This window comes from Pseudacidovorax sp. NFM-22 (genome assembly GCF_021401245.1).
GTDB lineage: Bacteria > Pseudomonadota > Gammaproteobacteria > Burkholderiales > Burkholderiaceae_C > Xenophilus.
Genome location: NZ_JACBFY010000006.1, coordinates 423,015 through 439,868 on the forward strand (window position 1 = coordinate 423,015; position 16,854 = coordinate 439,868).

The 16,854-nt window shown below is 68.9% G+C and carries 18 protein-coding genes; 3 read left to right on the forward strand and 15 right to left on the reverse strand.

The window, feature by feature from the left end; genetic code table 11:
- Nucleotides 1–230: 230 nt before the first annotated feature.
- Complete coding sequence (locus L0984_RS22345) at nucleotides 231–1,826, forward strand: tannase/feruloyl esterase family alpha/beta hydrolase (protein WP_234196539.1); 1,596 nt, start codon at nucleotides 231–233, stop codon at nucleotides 1,824–1,826.
- Nucleotides 1,827–1,848: 22 nt separating this feature from the next.
- Here the strand turns inward: L0984_RS22345 and L0984_RS22350 are convergent, their stop codons facing one another.
- Both L0984_RS22350 and L0984_RS22355 read right to left on the reverse strand, forming a co-directional pair.
- The gene (locus tag L0984_RS22350; RefSeq protein WP_234196540.1) at nucleotides 1,849–2,061 is read right to left on the reverse strand and encodes a YbdD/YjiX family protein; all 213 of its coding nucleotides are present in this window, start codon (nucleotides 2,059–2,061) and stop codon (nucleotides 1,849–1,851) included.
- Nucleotides 2,062–2,077: 16 nt separating this feature from the next.
- Nucleotides 2,078–4,156 (reverse strand): carbon starvation CstA family protein, encoded by a 2,079-nt coding sequence (locus L0984_RS22355; RefSeq protein WP_234196541.1) that lies wholly within the window; start codon nucleotides 4,154–4,156, stop codon nucleotides 2,078–2,080.
- Nucleotides 4,157–4,350: 194 nt separating this feature from the next.
- Between L0984_RS22355 and L0984_RS22360 the strand changes: the two genes are divergently transcribed.
- The gene (locus tag L0984_RS22360; protein WP_234196542.1) at nucleotides 4,351–5,397 is read left to right on the forward strand and encodes a DUF4238 domain-containing protein; all 1,047 of its coding nucleotides are present in this window, start codon (nucleotides 4,351–4,353) and stop codon (nucleotides 5,395–5,397) included.
- Nucleotides 5,398–5,429: 32 nt separating this feature from the next.
- On the opposite strand, the gene L0984_RS22365 is transcribed toward L0984_RS22360, so the two are convergent.
- The 7 genes from L0984_RS22365 to L0984_RS22395 all read right to left on the reverse strand — a co-directional run bounded on the left by L0984_RS22365 (nucleotide 5,430) and on the right by L0984_RS22395 (nucleotide 11,577).
- The gene (locus tag L0984_RS22365; RefSeq protein ID WP_234196543.1) at nucleotides 5,430–6,065 is read right to left on the reverse strand and encodes a response regulator; all 636 of its coding nucleotides are present in this window, start codon (nucleotides 6,063–6,065) and stop codon (nucleotides 5,430–5,432) included.
- The gene (locus tag L0984_RS22370) at nucleotides 6,062–7,420 is read right to left on the reverse strand and encodes a cache domain-containing protein (protein ID WP_234196544.1); all 1,359 of its coding nucleotides are present in this window, start codon (nucleotides 7,418–7,420) and stop codon (nucleotides 6,062–6,064) included. Before L0984_RS22370 ends, L0984_RS22365 begins: the two co-directional genes overlap by 4 nt.
- Nucleotides 7,417–8,052: a pseudouridine synthase gene (locus L0984_RS22375; RefSeq protein WP_234196545.1), complete on the reverse strand. Its 636-nt coding sequence runs from the start codon at nucleotides 8,050–8,052 to the stop codon at nucleotides 7,417–7,419. Before L0984_RS22375 ends, L0984_RS22370 begins: the two co-directional genes overlap by 4 nt.
- A 100-nt stretch (nucleotides 8,053–8,152) precedes the next feature.
- Nucleotides 8,153–8,848, reverse strand: a complete 696-nt coding sequence (locus tag L0984_RS22380; protein ID WP_234196546.1) for a uracil-DNA glycosylase family protein — start codon at nucleotides 8,846–8,848, stop codon at nucleotides 8,153–8,155.
- 47 nt (nucleotides 8,849–8,895) lie between these two features.
- A complete protein-coding gene (locus L0984_RS22385; protein ID WP_234196547.1) occupies nucleotides 8,896–9,312 on the reverse strand; it encodes a type II toxin-antitoxin system VapC family toxin in 417 nt (138 codons plus the stop codon).
- A gap of 3 nt (nucleotides 9,313–9,315) precedes the next feature.
- Complete coding sequence (locus L0984_RS22390; protein ID WP_234196548.1) at nucleotides 9,316–9,564, reverse strand: type II toxin-antitoxin system Phd/YefM family antitoxin; 249 nt, start codon at nucleotides 9,562–9,564, stop codon at nucleotides 9,316–9,318.
- 126 nt (nucleotides 9,565–9,690) lie between these two features.
- Nucleotides 9,691–11,577, reverse strand: a complete 1,887-nt coding sequence (locus tag L0984_RS22395) for a glutamine--tRNA ligase/YqeY domain fusion protein (RefSeq protein WP_234196549.1) — start codon at nucleotides 11,575–11,577, stop codon at nucleotides 9,691–9,693.
- 201 nt (nucleotides 11,578–11,778) lie between these two features.
- Here L0984_RS22395 and L0984_RS22400 point away from each other — a divergent pair, with 201 nt between their 5' ends.
- Nucleotides 11,779–12,105 carry a hypothetical protein gene (locus tag L0984_RS22400; protein WP_234196550.1) on the forward strand — a complete coding sequence of 109 codons (327 nt, stop codon included), beginning with the start codon at nucleotides 11,779–11,781 and terminating at the stop codon, nucleotides 12,103–12,105.
- A gap of 108 nt (nucleotides 12,106–12,213) precedes the next feature.
- On the opposite strand, the gene L0984_RS22405 is transcribed toward L0984_RS22400, so the two are convergent.
- Genes L0984_RS22405 through L0984_RS22430 form a run of 6 tightly spaced genes read right to left on the reverse strand, consistent with a single transcriptional unit; the run spans nucleotide 12,214 to nucleotide 16,773 of the window.
- Complete coding sequence (locus L0984_RS22405) at nucleotides 12,214–13,011, reverse strand: LytR/AlgR family response regulator transcription factor (protein ID WP_234196551.1); 798 nt, start codon at nucleotides 13,009–13,011, stop codon at nucleotides 12,214–12,216.
- A gap of 13 nt (nucleotides 13,012–13,024) precedes the next feature.
- Nucleotides 13,025–14,131, reverse strand: a complete 1,107-nt coding sequence (locus L0984_RS22410) for a sensor histidine kinase (protein WP_234196552.1) — start codon at nucleotides 14,129–14,131, stop codon at nucleotides 13,025–13,027.
- A gap of 56 nt (nucleotides 14,132–14,187) precedes the next feature.
- Nucleotides 14,188–15,162, reverse strand: coding sequence for a sterol desaturase family protein (locus L0984_RS22415; protein WP_234196553.1), 975 nt, complete (start codon nucleotides 15,160–15,162; stop codon nucleotides 14,188–14,190).
- Nucleotides 15,163–15,204: 42 nt separating this feature from the next.
- Nucleotides 15,205–15,879: a glutathione S-transferase family protein gene (locus L0984_RS22420; RefSeq protein ID WP_234196554.1), complete on the reverse strand. Its 675-nt coding sequence runs from the start codon at nucleotides 15,877–15,879 to the stop codon at nucleotides 15,205–15,207.
- A gap of 41 nt (nucleotides 15,880–15,920) precedes the next feature.
- Complete coding sequence (locus tag L0984_RS22425) at nucleotides 15,921–16,205, reverse strand: 2TM domain-containing protein (RefSeq protein WP_234196555.1); 285 nt, start codon at nucleotides 16,203–16,205, stop codon at nucleotides 15,921–15,923.
- A gap of 31 nt (nucleotides 16,206–16,236) precedes the next feature.
- A complete protein-coding gene (locus L0984_RS22430; RefSeq protein WP_234196556.1) occupies nucleotides 16,237–16,773 on the reverse strand; it encodes a DUF6622 family protein in 537 nt (178 codons plus the stop codon).
- Nucleotides 16,774–16,854: the final 81 nt, after the last annotated feature.

The window sequence follows — 16,854 nt, forward strand, 5'->3', positions numbered from 1 at the left end:
TCCGCGGCCATTCGATCGGTATCACTGCGCCAGTTTCATGCGGCCCAGTGGCGCGTAGTGCGGTGAAGCAGCTGAGATGAGGTGCCCGGCTCACCGTCCTCGCCGCGTAGCGCAGGCGACGGCGCCTTGCCCGATGGGCGGGCACACTGGGCGCGGGCTTCGGCATGAAAGCCCGCCGCTCGCCGGACACCGCCTTCCGCCGGCGGAACGCCAACAACCAGGAGACACGCGTGACCCTTCCATCCTCCCTTCGAATGTCCGCCCTGTGCCTCGCGGCGCTGGGTGGCGCCGCCCAGGCGCAGAACATCGGCAGCTTCCGCGATTCCGCCCAGTCGGCTTCGCGCTATGCCGAGGCCAGCCTCGCCGCCACCGGCGACTGTGCGCGGCTCGGCCAGCAGGTGAGCTCGGTCGAGGGCACGCGGCTGACCGTGCTCAGCGCCACTGCCACGCCCGCCGCGCAGGGCGTGCCGGACTTCTGCCGCATCGTCGCCATGCTCGACCCCGAGGTGCTGGTCGAGGTGGCGCTGCCCATGCGGTGGAACGGCCGGCTCTACATGCGCGGCAACGGCGGCTATGCCGGCGAGCGCATCGACGCGCCCAGCCGCGTCGCGCTGCGCGACGAGGCACTCAAGCGCGGCTTCGTCGCCGCACAGACCAACACCGGCCACGATGCCATCGCGCAGCCGCTGGGCAGCTTCGCGCAGAACGACCTGGCCAAGCTGGTCGACTACAGCTTCCGCGCCGTGCACCTGACGGCGCAGGCCTCCAAGGACCTGGCCGCGGCCTTCTACGGCCGCAAGCCGGCCAAGTCGTACTTCGATGGCTGCTCCACCGGTGGTCGCCAGGGCCTGATGTCGGCGCAGCGCTATCCGGCCGACTTCGACGGCATCGCCGCCGGCGCGCCGGTGCTCAACTTCACCGGCACGATGTACGACTACGTGTCGTATGCGCCGCTGATCGCCAAGGCTGGCTTCACCGGGGCGCAGCTGTCGCAGATCGGCCGCGCCATCGTCGCCAAATGCGATGCGGTGGACGGGCTGAAGGATGGCGTGATCGCCGATCCGCGCCGCTGCGTCATCGACCCGAGGGCGGACTTTCCAGGCCTGAGCGAGGCGCAGGTCGCCGCGCTGGAGGCGGTGCACCGCGACATGCAGCACCAGGGCAAGGCCGTGTTCCCGGCCTGGCCGTGGGGTTCGGAGGCGCCCGATGCCAGCGGCATCAGCGGCTGGGCGGAATGGTTCGTCTCGATGCCGCGGGCCCCGGCTGCGACCTCCGGCGCGCAGGCTCTGCCCGGCGGCGAGACACGGCAGAGCGCCTATGCCCAGACCTTCCTGCGCTACTTCGCCGACCAGCCCGCCAGCCGGCCCGATGCCGACTGGCGCAGCTTCGACCTGGACCAGGGCTTCCGCGCCACCGGCTTCATCAGCACGCTGGTGGACGCGCGCAACCCCGACCTGAGCGCCTTCGCAGCCCGCGGCGGAAAGATGATCACGTACCACGGCTGGGCCGACCCGGCCCTCAATCCGATGATGAGCGTGGGCTACCACGAGGAAGCGGCGCGCGCCACGCCCAAGCTCGACGACACCTATCGCGTGTTCATGGTGCCCGGCATGCAGCACTGCAACGGCGGCGACGCGCCGAACGTGCTCGATGCGGTGACCGCCGTGATCGACTGGACCGAAACCGGCCGCGCGCCCGCCGCGCTGCTGGTCACCCAGCGCCGCGCCGACGGCAGCGAACGCAGCCGGCCCGTGTGCGCCTATCCGAAGGTGGCGCAGTACCTGGGCGGCGATGCCGACAAGGCGGCCAGCTTCGCCTGCCGGTGAGCGCTGGCCAGGGCGCCGCTGATCAGCAGCAGCGCCCCTTGCCCGCGCCGTAGCGCGCCTCGAGCCGCTCGCGGAAGAATTCCTCGTAGCTCATCGGCGCCCGGTCCGGATGGGTCTGCGCCATGTGCGAGAGGTAGGTGTCGTAGTCGGGCAGGCCCACCATCAGCCGCAGCGACTGGCGCACCGAGCGGGCGATGTAGCGCCCGGCCTCGGGCAGGGTGGCGAGGCTCACCATGGCGCGCACATGCCGGTCAATGGGCGCCGGCCGCACGGGCGCCCGCGGCCATCGGCTCGTAGGGCGTCTCGTGCACCGTCGGCCGGTTGGCGGTCCGGGCCGACAGGCAGGCGCGCACGGTGTAGACCAGCACGCTCAGCACCACGAACATGAAGAGGGCGCACAGCCCGGCGTCGAGCCGGTCGTTGAACACGATGCGGGCCATCGCCTCGGGCGTCTTGGCCGGCGCCACCAGCACGCCGTTGGCGATGCCCTCGGTGTACTTCGCGGCATGGGCCAGGAAGCCCACCTTCGGGTCGGACGAGAAGATCTTCTGCCAGCCCGCCGTCAGCGTGCAGGCCAGCAGCCACACGGCCGGCGCGGCCGCCACCCAGGCATAGCGCTCGCGCTTCATGCGGAACAACACCACCACGCCCAGCAGGAGCGCCACGGCCGCCAGCATCTGGTTGGAGATGCCGAACAGCGGCCACAGCGTGTTGATACCGCCCAGCGGATCGACCACGCCCTGGTACAGGAAGTAGCCCCAGGCCGCCACCGTCAGCGCCGTGGCCAGCAGGTTGGCCGGCAGCGAGTCGGTGCGCTTGAGCACGGGCACGAAGCTACCCAGCAGGTCCTGCAGCATGAAGCGGCCGGCACGGGTGCCGGCGTCCACCGCCGTCAGGATGAACAGGGCCTCGAACAGGATCGCGAAGTGGTACCAGAAGGCCATCATGGCCTGGCCGCCGATCACCTGGTGCAGGATGTGCGCCATGCCCACGGCCAGCGTGGGCGCGCCGCCGGCGCGGCCCAGGATGGTGTGCTCGCCGACGTCCTTCGCGGTCTGCGCCAGTATCTCGGGCGTGACCATGAAGCCCCAGCCGGAGATGGTGGCCGCGGCCTGCTGGGCCGTGCTGCCCACCAGCGCGGCCGGGCTGTTCATGGCGAAGTAGATGCCCGGCTCGATGCACGAGGCCGCCACCAGCGCCATCACCGCGACGAAGGACTCGGCCAGCATGCCGCCGTAGCCGATGAAGCGGGCATGGCGCTCGTTGTCCAGCATCTTGGGCGTGGTGCCCGAGGAGATCAGCGCATGGAAGCCCGACACCGCGCCGCAGGCGATGGTGATGAACAGGAAGGGGAACATCGAGCCCGACCACACCGGGCCGTTGCCATTGGCGAATTGGGTGAGCGCGGGCATCTGCAGCTGCGGCATCACGATCACGATGCCGATGGCCAGCGCCACGATGGTGCCGATCTTGAGGAAGGTCGACAGGTAGTCGCGCGGCGCCAGCAGCAGCCACACCGGCAGGCTGGCGGCCACGAAGCCGTAGCCGATCAGCATCCACGTCAGCGCCTTGCCGTCGAAGGTAAACATGGCGGCCCAGGCCGCGTTCTCGCTCACCGCCTGCCCGCCGAAGATGGCGGCCATCAGCAGCACGAAGCCGATGACCGAGACCTCACCGATGCGGCCCGGGCGGATGTAGCGCAGGTACAGGCCCATGAACACCGCCACCGGCACCGTGGCCGCCACTGTGAAGGTGCCCCAGGGCGATTCGGCCAGCGCCTTCACCACGATCAGGGCCAGCACCGCCAGGATGATGATCATGATCATGAAGGTGCCGAAGAGGGCGATCATGCCGGGCACGGTGCCCATCTCCTGCTTGACCAGGTCGCCCAGCGAGCGGCCGTCGCGGCGGGTGGATATGAACAGCACGATGAAGTCCTGCACCGCGCCGGCGAACACGACGCCGGCCAGCACCCACAGCAGCCCGGGCAGGTAGCCCATCTGCGCCGCCAGCACCGGGCCCACCAGCGGCCCCGCGCCCGCGATGGCCGCGAAGTGGTGGCCGAACAGCACGTTCTTGTCGGTGGGCACGTAGTCCAGCCCGTCGTTGTGCCGGTGCGCGGGCGTCTTGCGCGAGCCGTCCAGCCCCAGCACCTTGTCGGCGATGAAGAGGCTGTAGTAGCGGTAGGCGATGAGGTAGGTGCAGACGGCGGCGGTCACGACCCACAGGGCGTTGACGCTTTCGCCGCGCGTGAGGGCGACGGTGGCCAGCGCGAAGGCGCCGACGACCGCCACCACGAGCCACACGAGGTGGCGGCGGAGGCTTTGCATGTGCGTTGTCTCTCGAGGGTGAAAACCCATCGAGTGTCGGAAGCGGCGCCGCGCGGCGCATCCGTTGCAGTGCGTGGAGGAGGTGCGAGGGAATGCCTAAGGGACAACCCTCGCCAAGTTGGGTGCTAACTTGTAGCGGGGCCTATGATTGGTTTGGTGCGTCCGCATCAAGCGGAATATGTTATAGGACCCTTATGGCTGGGAAACGACATCACTTTATCCCTCGATTTCTGCAGAGTGGGTTTGCGAGCCACGTTGTCGGCGACTCAGTTTTTGCCTGGGTTTTCAGGGCACAAAGAAAGCCATTCAACACAAACATTATCAACATTGGAGTTGAAGGGCAGTTCTATTCCAACGGCGACGACAATGAGGTCGACGATTTGATCACCGAAGCAGAGGCGGGGTTTAGCCGCCTTGTGACTAGCTTGCGAAGTAATCGCGAAGCGGCTATTTCTAACTCTAGCGCGATTGGGGAATTAATCGCTCACTTGGAAATAAGAACGCGACAATTGCGTGAGGGCTTCCTTGATCTGGCCGAAGCGCTTAGTAGCGAGATTTTAAGCTTCATTGAAGACGAGCAGAGGCTTGAAGAATACCTGCGGCGAAAATTCGAAAGGGAGCCGGAATATCTAAATAGTATGTTAAAGGAGGAACTTGAAAAATCAGGTGTCCCCGGTCATTTGTCGGAAGAGGCTGCAGAATTGCTTAAGCCTTTGATCGAGCAGCTAATGCCGGCTTTTGTTGCGGGCATAAAATCCCACGCCCTGACGTACAAAGAACAAGTTCTTTCGAAAATGAGGGATGCGGCCAAGAAGGGACATTTGAAAGCTTTGAAGGAGTCAGTGGCTCCGCATAGAAAAAAGGAAATTTATCAGGATTTCAATTACCAGGTTTATTTTTTCAATGAAGGATTTCTTCCTTTGGGTGACTCCATCGTATTTTTCGAGACTAAAGGCGACCGAAGATTCAAGCCGTTTGCGGATTCTACTGATCTTGTAGAGTCGATATATTTGCCACTCTCTTCCAAATCTATTTTAGTTGGTCGCCGGCAACATAAGGAAGGTAACGATTTAACATTGGAGAAAATATCTTCTGCAATTGTAGGTTGCTCGAGAGAGTGGTTTATCTGTGCCAGCGAAATAATAGAAGAAGACTTGCAAAAAGAAATTGGTAAATTTAGTCACATATTGACCAACGAAGAGGTTGATAACCTATTATCAGAGGTTTTCGATAATCAGTGAATTGAAAATTGAGGAAGATTTTCGATTTCCGCTCAATTTCCAAATGAGCGCGTGTGCTCCACCGCATAGCGGATCAGCTCCGCCTGCCCCTCGATCCCCAGCCGGCGCTTGATGCTCTGCCGGTGCGCGTCCACCGTGCGCACCGACAGGCCCAGGTCGCGGGCGATCTGCTTGCTGGATTCGCCGCGGCCGATGGCCGAGAGGATCTCGCTTTCGCGCGGGGTGAGCAGCGGCCGCGGCGCCTGGTTGCGGAACAGCTTTTTCGACACCGCCGGGCTCAGGAAGGTGCCGCCGGCGGCCACGGCCTCGATGGCGGCCACGATCTCGGAGGCCGGCGCGTCCTTGAGTACATAGCCCTGGGCGCCGGCCTGCAGGGCCCGCTGCACGTACTCGGGGTTGTCGTACATGCTGAGCATGACGACGTGCGGCGGCGCCGGCCGGGCCAGCAGCAGCGCGGCCAGCTCGATGCCGTTCATGTCCTTCATGCCGACGTCCACCAGCATCAGGTCGGGCCGCGCGGCATCGACCTGGGCCAGGGCCTCGGCGGCGCTGCCGGCCTCGCCGACGATGCACAGGCCGGGCAGCGCCTCCAGCCGGGCGCGCAGGCCATCGCGCACCAGCGGATGGTCGTCGACCAGGAACAGGCGCACGGGCGTGGCGGGGGTCATGCGGAGTCTTCCTTGAAGGCGCGCGGCAGTTCGGCCGTCACGCGGGTGAGGCCGGGCGTGGACTGCAGGCGCAGGTGCCCGCCGGCCGCTTCCATGCGCTCGCGCATGTGGCGCAGGCCCAGGCCCCGGTGCGGGTCGGCCTGCGCCGCCTCCACATCGAAGCCGAGCCCGTCGTCCGCCACCGTGAGGCGCACGAGCCCGGGGTCGAAGTGCAGGTGCAGGTCGACATGGGCCGCGCCGGCATGCTTCTGGACGTTGGTCAGCGCCTCCTGCGCGACGCGGAAGAGGGCGGTCTTGGCCTCGGCCGACAGCTCGCCGGCCTCGCCCGTGACCTGCAGCGCGACCGCGGGACCGGCGCCGCCGGCCTCGTCCACCAGACGCTCCAGCGCGGCGGGCAGGCCCAGGGTGTCGAGCAGCGCGGGCCGCAGGCGGTGCGAGATGTGGCGCACTTCCAGCAGCGCCTCGCCCAGGCGCTGCAGCGCCCGCGCGAGCAGTGGCGGCACCGGCCGGCCTTCGCGCTGCAGGCCGTCCACGGCCGACTCGACCAGCAGCTTGGCCGACACCAGCGTCTGGCTGGTGCCGTCGTGCAGCTCGCGGGCCAGGTGGGCGCGCTCTTCTTCCTGCGACTGCACCACGCGCCGCGCCAGCTGGCGCAGCTTGGCCTCGGCCACGCGGTGCTCGCTGAGGTTGAGCAGCAGGCCGCCCGCGCTCACGGCCGCGAGCGAGAGCGTGGCGATGGCCGCGATCCACAGCAGCGTGCCGCTGACGTTGCCGCTGGTCTGCTGGTCCAGCGCGTCGAGCGTGGCCTGGATGTCGTCCAGGTACAGGCCGGTGCCGACCATCCATTGCCAGCGGTCCAGCGCCTGCACATAGCCCAGCTTGGGCGCCAGACCGCCTGCCGAGGGCTTGCGCCATTCGTATTCGACATAGCCGCCGCCGGCCCGCGCGCGGGCGATCAGGTCGCGGATGGTGTAGCGGCCCTGCGAATCGCGCAGGTCCCACAGCGACTGGCCGACCAGCTCGGGCTGGCGCGAATGCATCAGCACGTGGCCCTGCAGGTCGTAGACGAAGAAGTAGCCGTCGTTGCCATAGTCCAGCGTGCCCAGCAGGCGCAGCGCCTCCTGCCGTGTGGCGGCATCGTCGCCGCGCTGGTAGAGCGGGCGGATCACGCTCAGGCCTAGGTCCACGTAGCTGCGCAGTTCGCCGCGGCGCTGGGCCATGTGGCTCTGCTCGATCAGCAGCCGCTCGCGCCGGTACAGGTCGCGCGACTGGTGCTGCAGGCCGAAGGCGACCAGGCCCAGGGCCGCCAGCAGCGGCAGCACGGCCAGGGCGATGATCTTGGTGCGCAGGGTCATGGGCGGCGGCGGGGTGGGCTGCGGCGCGTCGGTGCAGCAGTTCGGGGCGCTCGGGGCACCGGCGCATCGAGCACCGGCGGCACGTCCAGTGCCTCCCAGGTGCCGGCCGCCAGCCCGTCGAGCACGAAGGGGCCGATGGCGACGCGGATCAGCCGCAGCGTCGGCAGGCCCACCGCTGCCGTCATCCGCCGCACCTGCCGGTTGCGGCCTTCGCGGATGGCGAGCTCGATCCAGTCGGTGGGAATGTTCTTGCGCTCGCGGATCGGCGGCTCGCGCGGCGGCAGCTGCGGTGGCGGATCGAGCCGGCGCGCGCGCGCCGGCAGCGTCGGCCCGTCGTTGAGCACGACACCGTGGCGCAGCTGCGCCAGCGCCTCGTCGGTGCCCAGGCCCTCCACCTGCACCCAGTAGGTCTTCTCCATCTTGTGTCGCGGGTCGGCGATGCGGGCCTGCAGCGGGCCGTCGCTGGTCAGCAGCAGCAGGCCTTCGCTGTCGGCATCGAGCCGGCCCGCCGCATGCACGCCGGGCAGGTCGATGAACTCCTTGAGTCCACGCCAGCGCCCCTCGGGCGTGAACTGGCTGAGCACACCATAGGGTTTGTGGAAGCGGATGAGGCGTGGGGACGGCGCAGTCATGGACGGCGGCGAGCATAGCCCCGCCTTCGAGTCCGGTCGCCGCCATGGCGCAATCGTCCGCGGCCCTCTTCGCGGCGAAGCGCATTGAGGCGCCGGGGCGTCAGCTCAAGTGCCGCAGGCGTGCATCCATCAGCGCCGAGAAGCGCGAGAACCACACCGCATTGGCCGGCGACGGATGCGGCAGCGGCGCGAGCGTGACGGGGTGCGGGACGCCGCCGTGCGCGTAGCCGACTTCCAGCGTGCGGGCATAGCGCTCGTCGCCCAGCGCCCAGAAGTCGTCGAGGGCCGCATTCACCGCTGGAGGCTGCCCGATGCCGAACCAGAAAAAGGCCTCGCGGCCCAGCGCGATCACGGTGCGCCGGCCACCGCGGCCCTGCCACAGGTCGATGAGCAGCTCCGCCATCAGCGGCTGGAAGCGCCGCTTGACCGCCATCGACCAGGCCTTGTTGCCCACCGGCTTGTAGGGCGCGGTGTTGAGCCAGAACACGCCCGATCCGGCCTCGATGGATTCCGCGAAGTCCGGCGCCGGCGCGTCTGGTCCATGCCGCTGCCGGTGCAGCGCCGCCCGCACCAGTTGCCCGCCCTTGCCCAGGAAGGGCTGCCCCTGCTGCGCCTCGGTGCGCCCCGGGTCGCGACCGAAGATGCACAGCGCCGCGTCCCGCGGCCCCAGCCCGATGACCGGATCGCGCCAGTCGCGGCCGGCGGATTCGTAGGCCTCGCGGTCGATGCCGGGCAGGTCCTGCGCCAGGCGGCGGAAGGCGGCGTGCTGGGCGGCTGAAATGCGGGCGCAGGTCATCGTTCGCTTAAGGGATAGGCATCGAGGCGAGGCGGCAGGAACGCTGGTCAGACCGCCTGCCAGGGGTTGAAGACCTGCACCGGCATGCCGGCGAAGTCCCGCGTGTTGCGCGTGACCAGCACCAGGTCATGGACGAGCGCCGTGGCGGCGAGCAGGCTGTCGATGGCCGGCACGGGGCGGCCAGCCTCTGCGACCAGCCGGCCCCAGCGGTCGGCAACCGCGGCGTCGATGCCCAGGATGCGGCCCGTGAAGAAGAGCGGCAGGTCCACCTCCAGCCAGTCCGCCAGCACCTGGCGCCGTGCGGGCTCCGGCACGCCGTCGATGCCCTTTCGTATCTCGCCCAGCGTCAGCACGCTGAGGTACAGCGTCGTGGGTGGCCGCCTGGCGAACCAGCTGGCCACGTTTGCATCGGGCACGCGCCGCCGCAACTCGGACAGCGCGTTGGTGTCGACCAGGTAGCTCACGACTCAGAATGCCGTGTCGCGCGTGGGGCTGGGGTCGCGGTCGAACACCAGCTCGTCCTGGCCCGCCAGCGGCGAGCGCTGCATGAAGTCCAGCAGAGAGCCCTGCGCCTGAGACAGACGGTCAAAGGTCTGGCGGGAGACGACCACCGCCACCGACTTGCCGTGCACCGTGATGTCCTGCGGCTGTTCCTGGGCGGACTTCACCAGCTCGGACATGCGCGCCTTGGCGTCCTGCATCTGCCATGTCTGCATCGTTTTCTCCCATTCTGACCAGAAAGGTCAGATTTTAGGCGGCGTTGCAGGCCCTCCATGCAAAAGGGCCAGTCTGCGGACCGGCCCTTGCCTGCTGCGTATCGGTCGAGGCCGATCACGAAGCGCTCACTTCCCCCAGCTGTCCTTCAACCCGCTCGTGCGGTTGAACACCAGCCGCCCCTCGGCCGAGCCCTTGGCGTCGACCACGAAGTAGCCCAGGCGCTCGAACTGGTAGTTCGTCTCGGCCGCGGCGCCGGCCAGGCTGGCTTCGACATAGCCCTGCACGGTGCTCAGGCTGGCATCGTTCAGCTCCTCGGCGATGTTGTCGGCGCCGCCGGGCTGCTCGGTCTTGAACAGGCGCTCATACAGGCGGACCTCGGCGGGCACGGCGTCATGCGCGCCCACCCAGCCGATCACGCCCTTGACCTTCACGCTGTCGGCGCCCGGCGTGCCGCTCTTGGTGTCGGGCAGCACTTCGGCCAGCACCTTGGTGACCTTGCCGTCGGCGTCCTGCTCGAAGCCCGTGCATTGCACGACGTAGCCGTACTTCAGGCGCACCTTGTTGCCGTCGATGGCCTGCTTGCTGGCGTTGGTGTGCGGCGGGTAGAGGCGGCGGTAGCCCTTCTCGGGCACGGCCTGGAAGTCCTCGCGTTCGATCCACAGCGTCTTGCCGAAGGTGAAGTGGCGCTGGCCGGCGGATTCGTCGTGCGGGTTCACCGGGGCGTGGCAGGGCTCCAGGTGGCCGGCGCCCATGGTCGCGTCCCAGTTCGTGATCTCCAGGGCCAGCGGATCGAGCACCGCCATGGCCCGCGGCGCGACCGGATCCAGCGCATCGCGCAGCGCGGCTTCCAGCGCGGCGTACTCGGTCCAGGCGCCGCCCGACTTGGTGGTGCCGCTGCGCTCGCAGAAGAGCTTGAGTGCCTCGGGCGTGTAGCCGCGGCGGCGCAGGCCGGCCAGGGTAGGCATGCGCGGGTCGTCCCAGCCGTCCACATGGCCTTCTTCCACCAGCTGGCGCAGCTTGCGCTTGCTGGTGATGACGTGGGTGACGTTGAGGCGGGCGAATTCGTACTGCCGCGGCGGCGGGGCGGTGAGCAGGCCGCCTTCGATCAGGCGCGCCATCAGCCAGTCGTAGAAGGGGCGCTGGTCTTCGAACTCCAGCGTGCAGATGCTGTGGGTGATCTGCTCCAGCGCGTCCTCGATGGGGTGCGCGAAGGTGTACATCGGGTAGATGCACCACTGGTCGCCGGTGTTGTGGTGCGTGGCGCGGCGGATTCGGTAGAGCGTGGGGTCGCGCAGGTTGATGTTGGGGCTCGCCATGTCGATCTTGGCGCGCAGCACGGCGGCGCCATCGGCCAGCTCGCCGTTCTTCATCTGGCGCAGGCGGGCGAGGTTCTCTTCCGGTGTGCGGCTGCGGAAGGGGCTGTCGGTGCCGGGGGTGCCGAAGTCGCCACGGTTGGCGCGCATCCGCTCGGGCGTCTGCTCGTCCACGTAGGCATGGCCGGCCGTCACCAGGTGCTCGGCCGCGCGGTACATGAAGTCGAAGTAGTTGCTGGCGTAGTAGATGTGGTCCTGTGCGGCGCCGGGCTGCGCGGGCATGTCGGCCAGGGCGGTGGAATAGCCCATCCACCGGATCGCCTCGCGGATGGAGTCGACGTATTCCTGCTCTTCCTTCTCGGGGTTGGTGTCGTCGAAGCGCAGGTGGCACACGCCGCCGTATTCCCTGGCGAGCTCGAAGTTCAGCCAGATGCTCTTGGCATGGCCGATGTGCAGGTAGCCGTTGGGCTCGGGGGGAAAGCGGGTGCGGATCTTCGCCGGATCGGGCATGCCGGCCTGGTGGAAGGGCCCGTCGCCCGGGCCACCGCCCCAGCGGCGCGAGTCATAGGTGCCCTGTTCCAGGTCGGTTTCGATGACGTGGCGCAGGAAGTTGCTCGGGGCGGCCGGGGCCGCGTGCGCGGCAGCCTGCTTGCCGCCGTTGTTCTTGTTGTCGCCGTGCGGGGCAGTGGGAGAAGTCATCGGGGAATTTTATGGGTGGGCCGGCGTCGATGGTTTCGCCGCGCTGCAGCGCAAGTGGCGCCCACGATGCCGGAGGGGTTACGTCTGGCAACCAACGTCACGTTCACGGGTGAACCTTTCCGGGGCTTTGGCCGTTCTATGGGTCAGGTGGACGGCAGTTTTGCGAATGGCGTCCTTCCCCAGTTTTTCCAGGAGATCGAGATGAATGTCTCTCGCACGGGCTTCTTCAAGTTGGCGGCGGCTGCCGCCGTTGCGGCGGGTGCCCTGTTTGCCGCTTCCAGTGCCAGCGCCCAGGTGAGCTGGTCGCTGGGCGTGTCGGCGCCAGGCGTGGCCGTGGGCGTGGCGGCGCCGCCGCCGGCGTATTACGGCCCCCCGCCGGCCTATTACGTGGCGCCCCCGGCCCCGGTGTACTACCGCCCGCCGCCGCCGGTTTACTACCGCCCGCCGCCGCAGGTGGTGTACGAGCCGGCACCGGTGTACTACGGCCCCGGACCGTACTACTACCGCCACCATCACCACTGGCGTTGATGGCAGCGGATCGGCCCCAAGGGCCGATCCGTGCAGCGCCCCAAGCCGCCTCGCCGCTTGCCGGCAGGCGGCTTTTTCGTGGGCGCTCGCACGCGCCTGCACCACGTGCTACATCGCCCGGAACAGCGGCGCGTAGAGCCGGCTCACGGGCAAGGGCTCATCCGGGCGGCCTCGCAGCGTCAGCTGCATGCGGCCGGCTTCGTCTCGGTGGACGGCATCCACGGCATCGGCCCGCACCACCACCGCGCGGTGGATCTGCCAGAAGCGCTGCGGATCGAGCTGCGGCAGCAACTGCTTGAGCGGCGTGCGGATCAGGTGTTCGGCGTCGGCCGTCAGCACCCGCACGTACTTGTCGGCGGCCTCGAAGTACAGCACCTCGTCCACCGGCACCATGCGCACGGTCGTGCCGCCCGCATTGCTGGCCGCGATGAACTTGAGTGGCGCCGATTCCCCGCGCGGCGGCGAGGCGGCGCCCAGCAGGTCGCGCCACTGCGCCAGCGCCTGCTGCGGCAGGGCGGCGGGCGCCGCCAGCCGCGCCTGCAGGCGGGCGACGGTGCGCGCGAGCCGCTGGGGCTGCACCGGCTTCATCAGGTAGTCCAGCGCCTGCGCCTCGAAGGCGCGCGCGGCGTATTCGTCGTAGGCGGTGACGAAGACCAGTTGCGGCATCGGCGCCTCGTCCGAAGGCCAGCGTTCGGCGATCTCCTCGGCGGCGGCCAGTCCGTCCTGACCGGGCATGCGGATGTCCATGAACAGCACGTCGGGGCGCAGCCGCAGCGCCTCTCGGGCGGCGCTCAGGCCGTCGCCGGCCACGGCCGCGATCTGCAGGGCGGGCCAGGCACGGGCCAGCTCGGCCTGCAGGGACTGGGCAAGGAGCGGTTCGTCTTCGGCGATCAGGGCGGTGGGCATCGGCAGGGCGTTGTCAGGCGGAAGCGGGCAGGGGCAGGGTGACGGTGGCGCGGGTGCCGCCGCCGGGCGGCGCGGCCAGCGTGAGCGTGCCGCGCTCGCCATGCAGGGTGCGCAGGCGCTCGCGCACCTGCGTGAGGCCGAAGCCGCCCGTGGATGCCGCGCCGTCGTCCGACGGCTGCGGGCCTGCGCCTTCGCCAGGCCGGCCATCCGGTGCCGTGGCCAGGCCCGCGCCAGTGTCGATGACGTCGATGACGAGGTCACCGTCCTCGCGCCGGGCCAGCACGCGGATCTCGCCGCCTTCGACCTGGGGCTCCAGCCCGTGGCGAATGGCGTTCTCGACCAGCGGCTGCAGCAGCAGCGGGGGCACCGGCACCTCGCGCAGCTCGGGCGGCAACTCGAGCGTGCAGCGCAGGCGCGGCCCCATGCGCACGGCCATCAGCGCCAGGTAGTCGGCCAGGCGGTCGAATTCCTGCGACAGCGGATGCAGCGTGCTGCGCGAGCCGCCCAGCGTGGCGCGCAAATAATCGTTCAGGCGGTCCAGCATGGCGACGGCGCGCTCGGGGTCGGTGACGATCAGCACGCGCAGGTTGGCCAGCGTGTTGAAGAGCATGTGCGGCTCCAGCTGGGTCTCCAGCAGCTTGAGCCGCGCCTCGCTGGCATCGCGGGCCGCCGCGGCAATCTCGGCGGCCATGGCGGCCGACTTGCCCTTGACGTGGAAGTAGAAGGAGCCGATGGCGCCGGCCGCCACCGTGATGTACAGGCCGATGATGTTCTTGTTGGCCGGGCCGGCGTCGCTGTCGCCGGGCCCGATCAGCCAGTAGGCCACCTCGTCGCCCACGTAGAAGCCCACCAGGATGCCGCTCACGGTGAGGACCATGCCGCGCCAGCCCTTGGGCCAGCCGCGGCCGCCCTCGGGGTTGCCATGGCAGTGGCGTGGGTCGACCAGGTAGCGGCCTGCCTCCATCGTGGCCCAGCAGAGCGTGCCGATGCAGACCGAATAGACGAGCTGGATCAGGTAGCTGCGCGTGGGCCACATCAGCGTGGTGAACACCGTCACCACGCAGCACAGGGCCAGCACATGCAGGTAGTGGCGCAGGAGGCTGCGCAGCAGGACGGTCATCGGCGAAGCGCCGTGGCCCGGCGGCCGGCCTCCAGGTGCTGCATCCGCGGGCTCGCTCATGGCGCCGGCAGTGGTGGCACGATCGCGACGTCCGTCGCCGGGCCGTGCGGGGCGGGGGCCGTGGGCACGGCCGGCGCGGCCAGCCTGGCATGGCGACGCAGCTCTTCCGTCGTTTCGCCTCCACCCGGGCGCCAGCCCGGCGGGCGCCACAGGTAGCCCAGTGCCTCGTCCACCGTCTTCGCGCCGCGAAGGTCGCGCCACAGCGCGCGCCAGCCGTCGAACTCGATGGCCAGCAGGTTGTACGAGGTCTGTGGCTTGACCAGGCCGTAGCGCGGCTTCACGTCCTCGCGCTCGGCGATGTAGGTGCCGAACAGGCGGTCGAACACGATCAGCACGCCGCCGTAGTTGCCGTCCAGGTATTCGAGGTTCGACGCATGGTGCACGCGGTGCGCCGAAGGCGTGTTCAGCACCCATTCCAGCGGGCCCAGGCGCGGGATCCAGGTGGCATGGATCCAGAACTGGTAGAGCAGGTTGAGCGTGAACATCAGCAGGATCAGCCGCGGCGGCGCGCCCAGCAGCGGCGCCAGCAGGAAGAAGGCCAGGACGCCGGTGAGCTTGCCCGTCCAGCCGAAGCGGTAGGCCGCCGACAGGTTGAGGTCGTTGGGCGAATGGTGGATGGAATGCGTGCACCAGAACCAGCGCACCCGATGCGCCGCGCGGTGGTACCAGTAATAGCAGAACTCCTGCAGCAGGAAGGCCGCCACCCAGCCCGTCCAGTGGTCCAGCGGCAGGGTGAACAGCCGGTGCGCATGGAGCCAGTCCATCCAGCCCACCCAGAAGGCCAGCGGCAGCAGCCAGCGCAGGGGGTATTCGCGCACCAGGAAGTCGACCACCGACAGGCCGGCGGACTTCCAGTCGTAGGCCGGCCCCAGGCCGCGAGCATGACGCCAGGACAGCACTGCGGCCTCCAGCAGCGAGGCCACCAGCACCGTCACGACGGCGAACTTGAGGATGAGCAGAAGAACCGGCATGGCGGCGCGCTCCGGGCTGGGATCAGGGGGGCGGCCCGACTGTCAGGCCATCAGCTCGTACGGGCCGCCGCGCTGCAGGGCGCGCTGGTAGGCCGGCCGGGCATGGATGCGGTCGAGCCAGGCGAGCAGCCGGGGCCGGCTGCCATCCAGGCCGCCGCGGGCGCGGGCCGCCTCGACCGGGAAGCTCATCTGGATGTCGGCCACGCTGAAGTACGGGCCGGCGAACCAGTCGCGCTGGGCCAGTTCGGACTCCATGAAGTCCAGGTGCTGGCGCAACTGCGGCTGCACGAAGCTGGCCAGGGCCTTGTCGGCGATGCCGCGGGCGATGGGCTTGACGAAGAAGGGCATCTTCGCGCCCTTGATGCGGTTGAACACCAGCGTGAGCAGCAGTGGCGGCATGGCCGAACCCTCGCCGTAGTGCAGCCAGTAGCGGCAGCGCAGGGCCTCGGGGCTGCCGGGCTCGGGCAGCAGGGCGGCGGCCGGGTAGCGCTCGGCCAGCGTCTCCAGGATCGCGCCGGATTCGGCCAGCACGCTGCCGTCATCGAGCGTGACGACCGGCGCCTTGCCCAGGGGGTGCACCCGCTTGAGCTCGGGCGGCGCCAGGCCGCTGGCGGGGTCGCGCTTGTACTGCACGATCTCGTAGGGGAGCTGGAGTTCTTCCAGCAGCCACAGCACGCGCTGCGAACGGGAATTTTCGAGGTGGTGGACGGTGATCATGGGGCGCGATGTTGCCTCAGAAAGCATGCGGGGATGGGGCGTCAGCGGCCGGTGCGGGCCAGCCGCTCCCGCTCGCGTTGCACCATGTGTGCCATCATCGGATTGCCGGGCGCGAAGACCCACACGCCCAGGCCGTGGAAGAACAGGCCCAGGCCCCAGCCCAGCAGCGGAAAGACCGCCCAGTGCCGGCCCTGCGCCAGCGACAGCACGATCAGTCCGAGGTTGACGAGCGCATAGACGGCGGCGTGGGCGAACCAGCCCAGCTTGGCCCGGGCACGGCGATGCGCCAGGGCATCGAGGGAGGCGGAAGACGGTTCGGGGCGCATGACGGGTCCGCTTCAATCGTGGGGACGCCGATCAGGCCAGCGATGCCGTGCGGTCGGCGCTGATCGCCAGGCGCCACAGGCGCAGGGCGCCGCCCGCGAAGATGCCGCTGAACAGGCCGTACAGGGCACTGATGCCCAGGGCGAAGCCGCTGTCCTGCGCAAGGCCGGGGTGGAGGACCAGCGTCACGCCGACGACGTACTTGGTCAGGAAGATGCCCAGCATCCGCACCAGCGGCCAGGGGCTGCCGGGCAGCAGGAACTCGCGCAGCTCGGGGTCGTACTGGGTGCGCGGCGACAGCGGCCGGGCCTGCATCCAGAGGCCGCTGGCGGCGGCAGCGATCACCCAGGCCACCAGGGCCAGCAGGCCGGCCTGCGAATGGCCGAAGGCCGAGGCCACGCCATAGAGCGCGAAGCCGACCAGGGCCAGCGGCAGCACGGTGACGCCGGCCAGGCTGACCTCGCGCGTCACCAGCTGGCGCGCGCCGCGCCAAGCCAGTAGCGCGAAGACGGCGAACACCCAGGTGGGGGTGTGCGCGACGATCTGGAAGAGCATGGAATCGGTGAGCATGGAAACTCCTTGAGTGAGGTCAGGTGGGTGAGGGCCGCCGGCAGGCAGGCTGCGATGGAGTGGACTGTGCCGGCGGCCCGG

Coding starts and splice junctions, on each gene's coding strand:
- L0984_RS22350 (WP_234196540.1), bottom strand. CDS start 2,061: ATGGTGAGCCTCGCCACCCTGCCCGAGGCCGGGCGCTACATCGCCCGC.
- L0984_RS22355 (WP_234196541.1), bottom strand. CDS start 4,156: ATGCAAAGCCTCCGCCGCCACCTCGTGTGGCTCGTGGTGGCGGTCGTC.
- L0984_RS22360 (WP_234196542.1), top strand. CDS start 4,351: ATGGCTGGGAAACGACATCACTTTATCCCTCGATTTCTGCAGAGTGGG.
- L0984_RS22365 (WP_234196543.1), bottom strand. CDS start 6,065: ATGACCCCCGCCACGCCCGTGCGCCTGTTCCTGGTCGACGACCATCCG.
- L0984_RS22370 (WP_234196544.1), bottom strand. CDS start 7,420: ATGACCCTGCGCACCAAGATCATCGCCCTGGCCGTGCTGCCGCTGCTG.
- L0984_RS22375 (WP_234196545.1), bottom strand. CDS start 8,052: ATGACTGCGCCGTCCCCACGCCTCATCCGCTTCCACAAACCCTATGGT.
- L0984_RS22380 (WP_234196546.1), bottom strand. CDS start 8,848: ATGACCTGCGCCCGCATTTCAGCCGCCCAGCACGCCGCCTTCCGCCGC.
- L0984_RS22390 (WP_234196548.1), bottom strand. CDS start 9,564: ATGCAGACATGGCAGATGCAGGACGCCAAGGCGCGCATGTCCGAGCTG.
- L0984_RS22395 (WP_234196549.1), bottom strand. CDS start 11,577: ATGACTTCTCCCACTGCCCCGCACGGCGACAACAAGAACAACGGCGGC.
- L0984_RS22400 (WP_234196550.1), top strand. CDS start 11,779: ATGAATGTCTCTCGCACGGGCTTCTTCAAGTTGGCGGCGGCTGCCGCC.
- L0984_RS22405 (WP_234196551.1), bottom strand. CDS start 13,011: ATGCCCACCGCCCTGATCGCCGAAGACGAACCGCTCCTTGCCCAGTCC.
- L0984_RS22410 (WP_234196552.1), bottom strand. CDS start 14,131: ATGACCGTCCTGCTGCGCAGCCTCCTGCGCCACTACCTGCATGTGCTG.
- L0984_RS22415 (WP_234196553.1), bottom strand. CDS start 15,162: ATGCCGGTTCTTCTGCTCATCCTCAAGTTCGCCGTCGTGACGGTGCTG.
- L0984_RS22420 (WP_234196554.1), bottom strand. CDS start 15,879: ATGATCACCGTCCACCACCTCGAAAATTCCCGTTCGCAGCGCGTGCTG.
- L0984_RS22425 (WP_234196555.1), bottom strand. CDS start 16,205: ATGCGCCCCGAACCGTCTTCCGCCTCCCTCGATGCCCTGGCGCATCGC.
- L0984_RS22430 (WP_234196556.1), bottom strand. CDS start 16,773: ATGCTCACCGATTCCATGCTCTTCCAGATCGTCGCGCACACCCCCACC.